Source organism: Rhodococcus sp. 06-221-2 (genome assembly GCF_002258365.1).
GTDB lineage: Bacteria > Actinomycetota > Actinomycetes > Mycobacteriales > Mycobacteriaceae > Rhodococcoides > Rhodococcoides fascians.
Window position 1 is genome coordinate 334,567 of record NZ_NOYJ01000035.1, and the last position, 15,505, is coordinate 350,071.

At 64.8% G+C, this 15,505-nt stretch carries 4 protein-coding genes; 1 reads left to right on the forward strand and 3 read right to left on the reverse strand.

The features are described 5' to 3' along the window. Positions 1-338: 338 nt before the first annotated feature. Positions 339-1,226, reverse strand: a complete 888-nt coding sequence (locus CH281_RS23350) for a cyclopropane mycolic acid synthase family methyltransferase (protein WP_094695622.1) — start codon at positions 1,224-1,226, stop codon at positions 339-341. Beyond that, complete coding sequence (locus CH281_RS23355) at positions 1,226-11,086, reverse strand: non-ribosomal peptide synthetase (protein WP_094695623.1); 9,861 nt, start codon at positions 11,084-11,086, stop codon at positions 1,226-1,228. The genes CH281_RS23350 and CH281_RS23355 overlap by 1 nt, the downstream gene beginning before the upstream one ends. Positions 11,087-11,272: 186 nt before the next feature. On the opposite strand from CH281_RS23355, the gene CH281_RS23360 reads away from it, so the two are divergent. Next, positions 11,273-13,069 carry a DUF4012 domain-containing protein gene (locus CH281_RS23360; RefSeq protein WP_256984007.1) on the forward strand — a complete coding sequence of 599 codons (1,797 nt, stop codon included), beginning with the start codon at positions 11,273-11,275 and terminating at the stop codon, positions 13,067-13,069. Between the two features lie 355 nt (positions 13,070-13,424). Here the strand turns inward: CH281_RS23360 and CH281_RS23365 are convergent, their stop codons facing one another. Next, entirely contained in the window at positions 13,425-15,038 is a 1,614-nt protein-coding gene (locus CH281_RS23365) for a polysaccharide biosynthesis tyrosine autokinase (RefSeq protein ID WP_094695625.1), read from the reverse strand. Positions 15,039-15,505 lie beyond the last annotated feature (467 nt).

The following is a 15,505-nucleotide window of genomic DNA, read 5'->3' on the forward strand; positions in this document are numbered from 1 at the left end:
CAATACCGCGACGAGCGTCCCGGATACCCCCCGGCCAATCTCTCGGAAATGAGTGCGAGATGTGCGGTGTCGTGTTCTCCACCGTGGTGCAAGTGACACTGAAGTCCCCTCTGACTGCCTCGTCGATCATCAACACGGGGGCAGGAGGCACCCGACTCCATGGATATAACAACGTCAGAGCCGCATTGTCTGTCCTGCAAACGGACTAACCGACATCCCTGTCGCAGTGGGTGCCCGTCGACTCGACACGGTGAGACTCCATGACCCAGCCACCAACTGCCCTCAGCTCACGACTAGCGGTACGAGTAAGCAGAAGCCGACGCCCGAGACAAACTCATTTATGAGCGCAGTCGCTGCGCAGGCGCGTCCCCGGCTTCGAGGGTGAACTGCACAACGTTGATGCGTGAGTTCTTGAATCGCTCCGACGACCCGGTGAGGTACTGCACGTATTTGTCGTAGGTCGCTTCCGACGACAGTGCGATGGCCTCGTCCTTGGACGCGATCAACTTCTCGGCCCACGTGTCGAGTGTCCGTGCATAGTGCGGTCCCAGTGCATGCTCGCGGAGCAACTCGAATCCCGCCTCGGCCGCTTTCGCCTTCACCACCTTGACCAACGTCAACTGGCCACCGGGGAAGATGTCGCGCAGGATGAAGCGGGAGAAGTGTGCATCCTCGCGCGTGAGTCCACCCCCGGAAGCCGGGTCGGGCGGGGTAATGACGATAGTGTGCAACAGCATTCGCCCACCCGGCTGCAACACCGAACGGCACTTCGCGAAGAACGCCGAATAACGCTGACGTCGGAAGTGCTCGAACGCACCGATGGACACGATCCGGTCGACGGGCTCGTCGAATTCTTCCCACCCCTGCAGCCGGATGTCGACGTTGCGTTCGGTCGGGAGGTCGGCGACGAGCGCGCGGCCACGGTCGTACTGGTTTCGGCTCAACGTCAGACCGATGACGTTGACGTCGTACTTCTCCACCGCCCGTTTGACGAGAGCACCCCAGCCGCAACCGATATCGAGCAGTGTCATGCCTGGCTTCAGATCGAGCTTGCCCAGGGCCAGGTCGATCTTGGCCGTCTGCGCTTCCTCCAGCGTCATGTCGTCGCGCTCGAAGTAGGCGCAGCTGTACGTCATGCTCGGATCGAGGAACAGCGCGAAGAAATCGTCCGACAGGTCGTAATGCGCTCGCACATCATCGACGAACGGCTCCAGTTGTTGGTTCATCACGCCACACCCTTCCCCACAGCATCGGTGCCGATCACTCGGCCTAGTGCACGGGCACCCTGCTCGCCCAGCATGTCTTCGTGTTCCACGTCCACCTCTGTCACCGAGATCCGACCGTCGACCAGAGCCGTCCAGTGCTTCGCGCCGTCCGAGCCACGGGCAGCGAAGTAGTGGACATCGCCCGCGTACACCGCCGGCCGGTACGACGCGACCCAGCTGGCAGCGGAGACGACCGGTCTATACATGGCACGTAAATCGTCCTCGGTGAGGAATGTCAGTTCGGTTCGCGTACTCCGCAATTCGGCAACGATGTCCTCGAAGGACGCCGCCTCGACCCCGAGCTGACGAGCCAGATCGTCGACGCCGAATTCCTCGGCGTCGTCGGGTGCTGCGAGCTGCGCATCGACGAGGGCCAACAGCGCGACGTCCTCGCCTTCCGACTGCAACTGCACGGCCACCGCGTGGGCGATCACACCTCCGAGCGACCACCCCAGCAGGTGGTAAGGCCCGTGCGGCTGCACATCTCGAATCATCCGCACGTATACGAAAGCGAACTCCTCGATCGACGACGGCGCAGCGTCACGGTTCGAGATACCCGGATCCTGCAGCCCGTACACCGGGCGGTCCGTCTCCCCCAGCAACGACAGGTAGCTCCACGCGATTCCGATGGCCGGGTGCACGCAGAACAGGGGTGCGCCCACGCCGTCGGTCCGCAGCGGCAGCAGCACATCGAACGCGCCACTCGATTCGGCATCACCGTCGTCCATGTCGAGGCGCGCGGCCAATGCCGTGATCGTCGGGTGCTCGAGCAATGCACTGATCGGGATTCGACGGCTCAGTTTGTCACCGAGGGCGTCCATCACTTGCACCGCCGAGAGGGAATGCCCACCGAGGTCGAAGAAATTGTCGTCGATACCGATGTCATCGCCAGCGATGTGCAGCACGTCGGAGAACACGGTGTGTACGAGTACTTCGGTGGACGAGACCGGCGCGCGCCGTTCGGTCGACATCACTGCCGGCTCGGGCAGCCTGTTCGTATCGACTTTGCCCGACAACGTCATCGGCAGTGCATCCACGGCGGTCACGGTGCTGGGCACCATGTACGCGGGCACTGTTCTCGCCAGGAAGTCGCGAGTCTCTCGCGGTTCGACCGCACCCACCACGTAAGCATCCAACGAGTTCGCATGCCCGATCACGCTGGCTTGACGCACAGTCGGGTGACGCAGCAATGCCGCCTCGACCTCGGCGAGTTCGACGCGATGGCCGCGGATCTTCACCTGTGAATCGACTCGGCCCAGGTATTCGAGTTCGCGTCCGGTCTCGCGCGCCACCCACCGCACCAGATCGCCGGTGCGATAGAGCCTGCCGTCACCGAACGGATTGGCGACGAAGCTGCTCGACGTCAACGCAGCGTCGCCCACGTACCCGTCGGCCAGACCGGCCCCGCCCAGGTACAGCTCCCCGACGACGTCGGTACCCACCGGTCGCAGACGGCCGTCGAGAACCACCGTGTCGAATCCGAGGGTCGGTTCGCCGATGGTCACCGCGGCCGCTGCCCAGTCCCGCTGATGCGTGGTGCAGGTGCTCATGACGGTCCCCTCGGTGGGCCCGTACGCGTTGAACACCGAACGATCCTGCGACCACCGCTGCAGCAGTGCAGAATTGGCGGCCTCGCCGGCCATGACGACCACACGAAGAGAAGGCAGAGCCGCAGAGTCGGTCACCTGCAGCACGGTCGGCGTGAGGCAAGCATGGGTCACCTGGTACCGGTCGATGAGCGCTTCGAGCTCACGCCCTCCATGCACCTCGGGCGGCACGATCACCACGCTCGCTCCGGCACCGACGGCCATCAGCGTCTCGAAGATCGACGCATCGAAACTTGGTGACGCGAACTGCAGCACGCGTGATGTCGGCTCGACGTCGAACAGGTCTCGTTGGCTCTGCACGAGATTCGCGATACCGCGGTGCGTCACCCGCACACCCTTCGGTACCCCAGTGGATCCCGAGGTGTAGACGACGTACGCCGTGCTGTCGACGGGTGCTTCGCGTACCTCGAACAGGTCGAGCTCGTCACCATCAGCCGTCAGCCAGTCGTTGCCGGCCGAGTGGAAGCCCACGGACGCGATTCCCGCGACGGGGGCCGCGCGGTCGAGAACCTCCCGCACTCGCGCGGCGGGTTGAGACGGGTCGATCGGCAGGAAGCCGGCACCGGTCTTGGCCACGGCCCAGATCGCGGTGAGGTACTCGACAGACCGTGGCAGGGCGATAGCCACCAGCGACCCCGGCTCGACTCCGGCCCGGACGAGCTTGTCGGCCAATGCATTCGATTGCCTGCCCAGCTCGTGGTAGGTCACCGATCGTGCGTCGCCGATCACCGCGATGTTGTCGGGCCAGCTACTCGCTGCCCGCGCGAACACCTCGGCCAGTGTGGACTGATCGGCCGTGCCGTCTCGGCGGGACACGACCGCCGACCCACCCTGACCGAATTCTGCGCTGCCGAGCCGAAGGTCCGGTGCCGCGGCGACCGTGTTCAACACCGTGGTCAGACGTTCTGCCAGTCCGGTGACGACCGCCTGAGAGAACCGGTCGGCGGAGTACGCCAGAGCGCCCAGCAGCCCGGCATCGGATTCTTCGACGACGAACTCCAGATCGAATTGCGTCGCCGTGATATCCACCCGACGCGGAACCACGGCACTCTGGCCCAATTCGATTGTGGGCGTGCTGACGTCGCCGAAGGCCAGGAGCACCTGGAACAGTGGGTGCGTATCGACGGCGCGGGTGGGTTGCACCGCGTCCACCACCCACTCGAACGGGACGTCCGAGTTCGCGAAGGCGTCGAGGTCGCGGTTGCGCACGTCGGTGACGAAGTCCTCGAACGTCGTCGCCGGATCGACATCGGTCCGCAGGACGACGGTGCCGACGAACATGCCGACGAGGTGGTCGAGCGCCGGATCTGCTCGGCCCGATACGGGGGTTCCGATGGCGATGTCCCGCGTGCCGCTGGCCTCGGCGAGTACGGCCGCCAGCGCCGCGTGAACGACGACGAAGACCGTCGCGCCCAGGCGATGTGCGAGCGACCGCAGACTCGCGAGAGTGTCTGCGTCGACGGCGAACTGGACTCCCGACGCCTCTTGCTCGGCGTCAGGAGTGCCGGTGGGCAGGTCGAGGAATTCCGGTAGGCCGGCCAGGGTGCGACGCCAGAAGTCGAGTTGGTCGGAGGCCACCGCGTCCAGGACGTCGCGTTGCCATACGCGGTAGTCCGGATAGTCGACGGCGAGTGGAGTGAACTGGGGTGTAGCTCCGGCCGTACGAGCCAGCAGAGCCGTCTCGATGTCGCGGCTCAGTGGACGTAGCGACAGGCCGTCGACCGCGATGTGGTGGGCGACGACGGTCAGAACGCGCTCACCGCGACGTTCCGCGAGCATCAGTCGCAGCGGTGCCTCGACGGTCAGGTCGAAGCCCTGCTGTGCCACCCCGCCGATGCCCGCATGGGCGTCGTCCAGTGTCGAGAGCACGATCTGCGGATCGAGGACGACGGTCACAGGCCCATCGCCCGTCGACGGGTATACCGTGCGGAGCGGCGTATGCCGTTCCAGCACATCGGCAATCGCCGCGCGCAGTACCTCGAGGTCGAGGCCTTCCGGGAGCGTCACCTCGAAGGCGATGTTGTATGCCGCCGATGTCGGGTCGTATCGATTCTGCAGCCAAATGCGTCGCTCGGCCGGCGCGAGGCCGGAGTATGAGCGCGCATCGGCGCGGTGGACCAGCGCAGGGAGCGCGGTGTAGTTGTCGGACAGCAACTCGATCGCCGACGCGAGCTGCGCCGCGGTGGGGGCCTCGAACACCGTCCGCACCGGAACCCGAACGCCGAGAACCGCACTGATACGCGTGGCGACGCGGGTGGCCGCGAGGGAATCGCCCCCGAGGACGAAGAAATTGCTGTCGACGGCCGGCACGTCGACCCCCAACGTGTCGGCGAAGATTCCGAGAATGACGTCCTGCGTCAACGTGCGTCCGGCCCCCGACTCGGAGTCCGACGACACCGCCGGAAGCAACGCCACCTTGTCCACTTTTCCGTTGCCGGTCAACGGAATACGATCGATCGACGAGATGACGGCCGGCTGCATCGCCAACGGCAGCCGGTCCAAGAGCCACTGAGCCGCGTCGAACTCGCCGGTTCCCACCACCCAGGCGTGAATTCTGTTGTCGACCAGCAGTGCTGTAGCGGCAGTGACGTCGGGATGCGCCGTCAGCGCGCTCTCGATGTCGCCCAGTTCGATGCGCACACCGTTGATCTGCACCTGGTCGTCGCGCCGGCCGCGGTAGTCGAGCGATCCCGACAGTTCACGTCGGACGAGATCACCGGTCCGGTACATCCGGGTGCCGCCGTCCGTTGCGACGAAGCGCGCGGCAGTCGACGCCGGATCGGCTCGGTAGCCGCGGGCCACGCCGGACCCCGCGAGATACAGCTCTCCGACGCCCCCGAGTGGCACCGGCTGCAGCCGGTCGTCGAGCACGAAGGCTCCGACATGGTCCAACGCGCGGCCGATCGTGACGGGCTCTCCGGCGCGCAGTGATTCGGCCAGCGTGGCCACCACCGTGGCTTCGCTGGGTCCGTAGGCGTTGAGCATCGAGCGCCCGGCCGACCACGCGTCGACGACCCCGGCACCCAGCACATCTCCGCCGACGGCGACGGTCTCGATGCCGTCCACCGGCGGTACCGTCGCGAGCACCGCGGGTGTGGACAGGTAGTGGGTCACTCGCTGCTCGCCGAGGAAGGCGGCCATCTCCTCACCGCCGAGGAGGCCATGTGGCGCGATCACCATGGTCGCTCCGGCCCCGAATGCGAGCACGAGCTCGAGCACCGCGGCATCGAAGTTCACCGAGTATCCGTGCAGCACTCGCGACGTCGCCGTCACGCCGTACCGCGGATCGACCTGCTGCGCCAGTGAATACACACCCTGATGCGTCACGACGACCGGCTTGGGCGTGCCGGTGGAACCCGACGTGTGGATCACGTAGGCGGGGTGCGCCGGGTCGAGCGTCGCCAGTCGGTCGTCGTCGGTCAGTGGTGCGTCGCTGAACGTCTGTGCGCGGGCCTCCTCGACCCACCGCACTCCCGGTTCCGTTCCGCCGAAGCCGATCTCGATGGGCCCCAGCATCTGCTCCCGACGGGCCGCCGGGTAGCGGGGATCCACCGGCACGAATGCTCCGCCGGCCTTCACCACGGACCAAAGCGCGACGATGTAATCCGCCGAACGCCCGAGGGACAACGCGACGAGGGTTTCCGGTCCGACGCCGTGGGAGATCAACAGCCGTGCAATCCGGTTGGATCGGCGATCGAGTTCGGAGTACGTCACCGATTCCAGACCGTCGATCGCCATCGATTCTGCTGTGCCACCGACCAATACCTCTAGGAGCGTGCCGCCTTCGGATTCGGCCGGCAGTGTCGGCGTAGCAGAGAGAGCAAGGTTGCCGACGATGAAATCGGAGTCCGACACCGCCGCATTCAGGAGTGCCGTCACCGCGGACGCGAACTGTTCGACGGTGGCCCTCTGATACAGGTCCAGCGCATATTCGATCTGCCCCACGAGACCTGCCGACTCGGCATGTCCGGCAGACGATTCCTCCAGCACGAGATTGAGGTCGAACTCGGAGGTGCGAGTGGGTATCTCCAACACCGAGAACGGGAGATCCTCGACCGATCGGTGCGGTGCGTTGTCGAATGCCAGCATCACCTGGAACAGCGGGTGCCGGTCCAGAGATCGGTCGGTAGTCACGGCGTCGACGATGCGCTCGAACGGCACGTCCGAGTGAGAGAAGGCGTCGAGGTCAGCGGAACGGACGGCACCCAGCAGGTCGGCGAAACTACCGGCCGGGTCCACTGTGACTGCGAGAGGGAGTGTTCCGACGAACATTCCGACCATCTCGTCGAGGGCTTCGTGGCCTCGCCCGGCCGTCGGCGATCCGACCACCACGCGGTTCGATGTGCCGAATCGACTCAGGGCCGCAGCCAGGGCGGCGTGGACCACCATGAACGTGGTGGCATTGTTCGACCGCGCCAGCTCACGGATGCCCGCATGCAGGTCCGGCCCGATCTCGAACGGAACCGCATCGGTGGTCATCGATTGCACCGCAGGCCGGGGGAAGTCGGACGGCATCTCCGCCAACGCGGTGTCGCGCTCCCCCAGCACCGACGTCCAGAACGAGAGTTGTTCGTCCGCAACCGCATCCACCGTCGCGCGGTTCCACACCGAGTACTGGCCGTACTGCGCGCGTAGGCGCGGCCACGTCGGTGCATGACCGGCCGTGCGTGATGCGTGGGCGAACGCGAAGTCGCGCACGAGTGGGTCGAGGGACCATCCGTCCATCGAGATGTGGTGCACCACCACGGCGACCACCGTGTCGCCGGACTCCTCCACGCTCAGCAACGCTGCCCGGATGGGGACGTCGGCCGCGACGTCGAACCCCTGCCCGGCAATTGCCGTGACGGCGTCGTCGAGGTAATGCTCGGGCACAGTGCGCGCCGGTACGTCGACCAGGACGGTGTCGGTGGGCCGCACCACCTGCCGCGGACCGTCGCCGTCGTCCGGGTAGTAGGTGCGCAGCGCTTCGTGTCGTTCGGCGACGTCGCGCAGTGCCGTCAGAACCAGTGACGCATCGCTACCCGCTGCGACCCGGATGGCGATGGGCATGTTGTAGGCGGGCGATGTGGGGTCGAACTGATTGAGGAACCACAGGCGCTGCTGCGCGTACGACAGCGGGACATGTTCCGGCAGAACGGTATCGAGTAGGTCGAGCGAGACCTCATGCTCGGCGGACGCGTCGATGGCGGCCGCGACGGCTCGGACGGTGGGGTCGGCGAACAATGCGGTGAGCGAGACTCCCGAGCCGAGGCGAGCGAGAACTCGGGTGGCGCTCAGCGAATCACCGCCGAGCTCGAAGAAGGAGTGCTCGCGTCCCACCTCCTCGACGCCGAGGACATCGGCGAACGCTGCGGCGACAGCGCGTTCGGTCTCGGTCTGCGGCGGCACGTACTCGGTGTCCGTCGGCTCGGTGGGGGCCGGTAGTGCCCGGCGGTCGACCTTGCCGCCTGCCGTCATCGGCAGTGCATCCAGAACGACGATGTGGCGGGGAACCATCCACGCCGGCAGCCGGTTCCGCAGGTGACCGTCGAGCCCGTCGGAGGCACCGGTGACGTACAGGGCCAGTCGGTCGTCGCGAACGACGGCCACGGCCGCGGTCACTCCAGCGAATGAGGTTGCTGCGGCTTCGATCTCACCGAGTTCGAGCCGACGCCCGTGCAGTTGTATTTGCTGGTCGGAACGGCCCAGGTATTCGAGCGAGGACCCGTCGAACGCCCACCGGACGATGTCACCCGTCCGGTACAGCCGCGCTCCGGCCACGCCCGGGTCTGCAACGAACCGCGTCGCCGTCGAACCAGGTTGGCCGTCGTATCCCCGGGCGAGTCCGTCGCCGCCGAGATACAGCTCGCCGACGCCGCCATGGGGTGTGGGCCGCAGGTGCGAATCCAGTACCAGCGCACGAATACCCGGCAGTGGCGCACCGATCGTGACGCGCTCACCCACGACCATCGGGGCAGACAGCGTCGCCAATACCGTTGTCTCGGTGGGGCCGTAGGCGTCGAGCATCGTTCGTTCAGCAGTGGCGAACCGGTCGCGCAATGTGGGTGGGCATTCTTCGCCGCCGACGTCGAAGACTTCGATGGAGTGCAGATCTTCCGGGTCGAGTGTCGCCAGCACCGTCGGTGAGGTGATCAGGTGGGTGATCTTCTCGCTGGCCAAGAACGCGGCGAGGGCAAGCCCGGCGTAGACGTCGGGCGGGGCGATCACCAGGGTGGCACCCGCCGCGAAGGCAGCGAGAATTTCCTGGATGGAGGCGTCGAACACCGGCGAGGCCAGGTGCAGCACTCGTGAGTCGGCGGTGACGGCATACCGATCGACAACGTTGTCGGCCAATTGCGCCAGCCCACGATGAGTGACGCTGACGGCCTTGGGTTTTCCGGTCGAGCCCGAGGTGTGGATGACGTAGGCCTCGTTGTCGACGTGCAGCGCCGGCGGCGCGAGGTCACGCTCGTTCGCGTCGAGCAGATCCTCGATGTCGAACCATTCGATGGTGCTCGGAAGTTGTTCCAGCACATCCTTGGTGGTGATACCGAATTCGATGTCTGCGCCGGCCAGGACCGTGGCCAGCCGCTCGGTGGGCTCGGTGGGGTCGATCGGAACGAACGAGGCCCCGGCCGTGGAGATCGACCACGAGGCGAGCAGAGATTCGTAGGAACGTTCCATCGCCACAGCGACGCGCTTCTCAATGCCCGCACCGAGCGAGACCAGTTGGGCAGCAATGTGTTCTGCCACCCTGGTGAAGTCCTCACTGGACTGATCGACACCCGCGGCACGCACCACCGCACCGCGTCGCAGCAGCGACGACAGCGCTGCCGGCGTCACTGTGCCCGCTGGACGTGCAGTCAGCAACGCTGATTCGGCCGCGGCGTCGAGCACATCGAGTTCCGATACCGCAAGGCCCTCAGGGGCATTGACCACCGCACGCAGCAGAGCCAGGAACCGAAGGTGATGGGCTGCGAGCTCATCGGTGGAGTAGAGGGCCGGATTGCCGAGGAAGTCGACGCGGGTGCTCGTGCCTGCGACTCCGGGGTAGACGTTGACCATCATGTCGTCGATGGGGCCGCTGGAGAGCACGCGGTATTCGCCGATGACATCGCCGAGCCGAATTGTGCTGTTGTACATCATGATGTTGACCGTGGGGCCGAACACTCCGCGTCCCGCGGCGGCGCTGCCGGTGCCGTCGCCGGTCTCGCGCTGCATGTCCTCGACGCGGAATCGCTGGTGGCGCAGCGCGCCGGTGAGTTCCACCTGAATGCGTCGCAGGAGTTCTTCGACCGTCACGCCCTGTTCGACGCCGATGCGCAGGGGCACGACGTTGGACATCATCCCGGAGGATTCACGGAGTTTGGTGGTGGCTCGGCCCGATACCGGCAGGCTGAGCATCACGTCGTCGGTGTCGGTCATGCGCGCGAGGTACAGCGCGAACGTGGCGAGTACGACGGGAACGTCGGAGCTGTTGTACCGATGTGCCACGGCTGCCACGGCTTCGGTGAGGTCTGCGTCCAGGACGGCACCCACACTCACCGTCACGCCGCTCGGTGTCGCGCGCGTGTACGTGTTGCCGGCCAGTCGGGGTGCGTCGAGGTGACCGTCGAGTCGGCCGAGCCAGTACTGGCGGTCGGTGTCGTAGCGAGAGGAGTTGGGGTACGCGGCCTCGTAGTCGTAGATCTCACGGACGCCGATGGCGCGCGTCTTGGGTATCTCGGTGCCCTCGGTCAACGCGGTGTACACCGCGGCGGTGCGTTCCTGGACGGAGATCGCGCCGAGCCCGTCCATGACGATGTGGTGGGCGCGGCTGTACCAGTAGTAGTGCGCCTCACCCACCTGAATGATCTCGGAGGCGATCAACTGGTCGCGAACCAGATCGACGGGGCGACGGTACTGCTCGTCCATGTAGCGCTGAGCATCCTCGACGGGATTCCCGCGGTCTCGGAAATCGCGATAGATCATTGCGTACGGAACCCGGAGGTCTCGCCACTGGTACGGATGACCGTCGTGCAGCCCGATTCGGACTGCCGGGGATTCGAGTTGCCTGCACGCGATGTCCGTGGCTCGGATCAGTACGGCCGGATCGATATCGCCGCGAATTTCGACGTATTGGGCGATGGTGAACGGTACTTCCGGTGCCAGCTGCTGGGCGAGATAGATATTCATCTGCGCAGCGGACAAAGGGAAGCGGCCATCCTCGAACAGCTCACCGACCTCTGGCGACACTCGATGACCTCCTCAACGCATATGCTTCGACGGCGTGAATTTTCGGCTGACGTGCCGCCCAGCAACGTCCATCTACATCGCCCGTGACAAACCTAGTCGACCCATTGTGAATGCTCTACCCGGATCGAACGACAGGTACGCCGGAACCGCCGCTCCCCTTTAGGCTATGCACTCGACCGACTTCCTATGACCGAGAGGCCACCGACAATGGCGACCAGTTCCACCGATATTCGTGGTTCTCGATCCGGCAAGAAGCGGCCGATTCTCCTCACGGTGGGGGTGCTGCTCGTCGTCCTCGTCGCATTTCTGGTGTGGCTGGGCTACGAGGCCTACACCGCGCAGTCCAGCCTGAACGCGACGCGCGACTCCGCCACGCAGGCGAAAGATGCTCTGCTCGACGGTGATGCGGCCGGTGCCGAGGCCGCGGCCGCTCGGGCCTCGGAATCGGCGGACGACGCGGTGTCGGCAACGACGTCCATCCCGTTTTCGATAGCGAAAGCCGTTCCTTACCTTGGTAGTCCGCTGAAATCGGTAGCTCAGATCACCGATGTGGTGCACGGCTTGGCCGTGGACGTCCTCACTCCCGCATCGTCGGTGGGCGAAAGCCTGAATCCGAGCAGCCTCGTCGAAGGCGGCGGCAAGGTCGATACCGCCGCTCTCCGGGACGCACAACCCGTGCTGGAGCAGACCGCCGCCGCAGCCGAGGAATTGAGCCTCCAAGCCCAGCAGGTGGACGAGCCCGCATTCCTCGGCGTCGTCAGCGATGCACGTACGTCGTTGATCGATCAAACACACGACCTCGCAGGCCTACTCACCAACACGCGCATCGCCAGTCAGCTGTTGCCGTCCATGCTCGGCGACAACGGCCCGCGCAGTTATTTTCTCGCGTTCCAGACCAACGCGGAAGCCCGCGGTACCGGCGGCCTGCTCGGTGGCTACGGCATCATTCGCGCCGAGAACGGCACCGCCCGTGTCGACACTCTCGGTGCCAACAACGAACTCGAATTCGCGAAGCAGCCCATCGACCTGGGGCCGGAGTACAACGCGCTGTGGGCTCCACGGAATACGACGATCGACTTCCGAAACTCGAATGCGAGCCCGCACTTTCCGTATGCCGGCCAGATCTGGTCGTCGATGTGGACCGAGCAGACCGGTGAGGTGCTCAACGGTGCCATCGCCACCGATCCGATTGCGTTGAGCTACATCCTCGGTGCCACCGGCCCGGTCACACTGGCCGACGGAGAGCAGATCACCGCAGACAACGTCGTCGAAATCACCCTCAGCACAGCCTATTCGAGGTTCGGCGACGACCAGCTGGCACGCAAGGCGTACCTGCAGCAGATCGCGTCTGCGGTGGTGCAGAAGATGACGACGGGCGCTGCCCCCACCAGATCTTTGCTCGACGCGGTGGGCCGCGCCGGCAGTGAAGGGCGCATTTCGGTGTGGAGCGCAGATCCGACCGAGGAGGCAATTCTGGCCGGAACCAAGGTGGGTCACGTGTTGCCGGACAGCCCGGCTCCCTACGCCAATGTGGTGGTCAACAATGCCGGTGGCAACAAGCTCGATTACTACCTGGCGCGCGATATCAAATATTCGGCCGAATCCTGCACCGCCGGGACGCGTAAGTCGACGGTGACGGCAACGCTGACCAACAACGTCGATCCGGACGGCCTGACGTCGTACGTGGCGAGCACATTTCAGCCCAACGTCCCCTACGGCACCAACGAGTCGATCGTTTACCTGTACGGCACTCAGGGCGCGAAAATCACGTCCATGAAGGTGAACGGCGTTTCCGGATTCTCCATCCAGGCCGGCACCGAATTGGGTCGCCCCGTGCAGGCCGCGTATCTGACGATCCCGCCGGGAAAGTCACAGACGGTCGCCTGGGAGCTCGAGGAGCCCTCGGCTCCGGGTGAGGCGACGGTGCCAGTGCAGCCTCTGGTCGATCAACCGACGGTCAGCATCGACGTTCCGCAGTGCTGATTGCCCGGTGATGATGTCCTGAAGTTGAAAGCATGACCACAGCCCCGCGCGTCTTCGTCACAGTAGACGCGACGGAGCTGCGGTTGTTCTTCGACTGCCTTACAGTTCGGTCCGTGTTCGGAAAACGACGTAGGGACCGAGTCAGGCCACCAGAAGATGCGCATCCATTGGTTTGGATCGCGTTAATAGTTTTGACGCTTGCACTGATCGTGCTTTTCGTGGTCGCGGAATTCGAGGGTCGCGTCTAGCCTTCAACAATCGACAAATGGCCCCGCCACTGTGAATGTGGCGGGGCATTGTCGGTTGCGGCCGTGATAAATCACTACGCGAACTGCCTACGTTTCGGTGGAACCGGCTATTTACGGAAACGGGGGTTGTCGGTGCCGTTCGTCGACGGGTCGGTGTGCACCTCGGGACGGCGTGCCCGTGCGTACGGAGCCGCGCTGGCGGCCGTGCGTGCGGTCTCGGTAGGTGCAGAAGGCACCGACTGCGCCGATCCGGTGTGCGTCGACGCGGGCTGCGGCGGAGTCGTTGCAGCGGCCGGCGTCGGATGCTGGACCGGGCCATGGGGTGCCGGAGCGGGAACCGGCGGCACAACCTGACGGGGCAGGTTGGTATCGGCCGTGTAGTTGTACGAGTAGCTGTACATGTCCCCCTTCTTCGACGGGGTCAACGCCAGCACCACACCGAGAACATGTGCACCGATGGTCTCGAGGTTACTGATGGCTCGCGCCAGTTCGTTGGACTTCGTATGTCCGTAACGCGTGACGAGCAGGGCACCGTCAGCATGGGTGGTGAGGACGGCCGAGTCGGTCACGGGGAGCAGCGGCGCACCGTCGACGATCACGTAGTCGAACCTCGAACGCAGTTCGACCAACAGCGCGCGCGAGGCCTCCGAACCCAATAGCTCGGACGGATTGGGCGGGATGGGACCAGACGCCATGGCCTGAAGGCCCTCGTACTTGGTTGGCTGCAGCACCTCCTCGACCGTTGCTTGGCCCGCGAGAACGGTACTCAGTCCGACCGAGCCGATGAGGCCCATGTATTTCGAGACCCGCGGACGACGCAGATCGCCCTCCACGAGAGCCACGTGGTGGCCTGCTTCGGCAAGGGCCACAGCCAGATTCACTGCGGTGGTCGTCTTACCTTCACTGGGAATAGCACTGGTGACGACGATGACCCGTGGCGGATGGTCGACTTCGAGGAACTGCAGGTTGGTGCGCAGCTCGCGGAACGCCTCGGCACTAGCCGACTGAGTGAGGTCTTGGAAGTCGACAGCCGGATGTGCCTTCCGTTCTTTGTCGAAGGGAATCGTACCGACAAGTGCCTTGCCGGAGATTGACTCGATCTCACGACGATTCTTGATCGTGTTGTCTAAGCGGTCTCGTAAAACCGCCAGCGCGATACCGAGCAGCAGACCCACCGCAGCACCGAGGGCGAGGTTGCGCTTTGTTTTGGGACTCACAGGGGCCGCGGATGCGTCGGCTTGCTGGAAGATCTTGACGCCAGCAGACGGCGTTCCGCCGTCCTCGGGGGTCTCGAGCTCGCGCACCTGGTTGGTCAGCTCTGTCGCCATGGCATTGGCAATGTCCCGGGCTGTCGCGGGCGACGGATCGGTGACGGTGATGTCGAACAGAACGGTATCGGGAGTCGACGACGCCTTCACCTTCGCGGCCAACTGCGACGGCGTCAGACCGAGCGGGAGTACATCCAGTACACGAGCGGCCAGCGCCTCACTACTGACCAGCTCCGAATAGGAGGCCACCCGTTGCTGAGAGAACAGGTTGCCCTGGTAGGTCTCGCTGACTGATGTTCCACCAGAGGTAGAGACGAACATCCTGGCGCTCGACTCGTACAGCGGCGTTGTCAACAGGGACGCGCCCAGCGCACCAAGGATCGCTACGACCACGGTTACGGCGATGATGATCCATCTCGCCTTCAGGATTTTCAGATAATCCTGTATCTCCATGCTTCGAGCTCCTCGTCCGTTCGTACAACCCCGCAACGGGCTACTGTGTGGCTCAATCGTTACATAAGTATTCGATCGCCGTGCACCGGATCAGTATCGCCCCTGGAGCCAGTCACTCATTCGTTTGATTCACGAGACCTACTCGGCGAATTCCCTGTTGTGACGTGTCACGACAATCCGTGTCCCCAATTTCGATTTCAAAATTCACGAACGGGCCAGGAGTGCCGGTAGCGTTCGACCAGCTAGAGCAGGAACCATAAAGAGCTTCGCTGACCCGGCCCAAGTCAGGGTGATTCTCGACACTGGAGTCCTCGCGACCTCTCGTTCGAGCTGCGAGGCAGCCCGGACCTGGCGAGCCGCACCTTACTGCTCCCTGAAGCCTCTGGATCTGCCATCGCCGCGGCGGCCGCCTCCGCAACCGCCAGAGCGATGACGCCAGGCCCCGTAGACCACGCGCTACTGCGCGA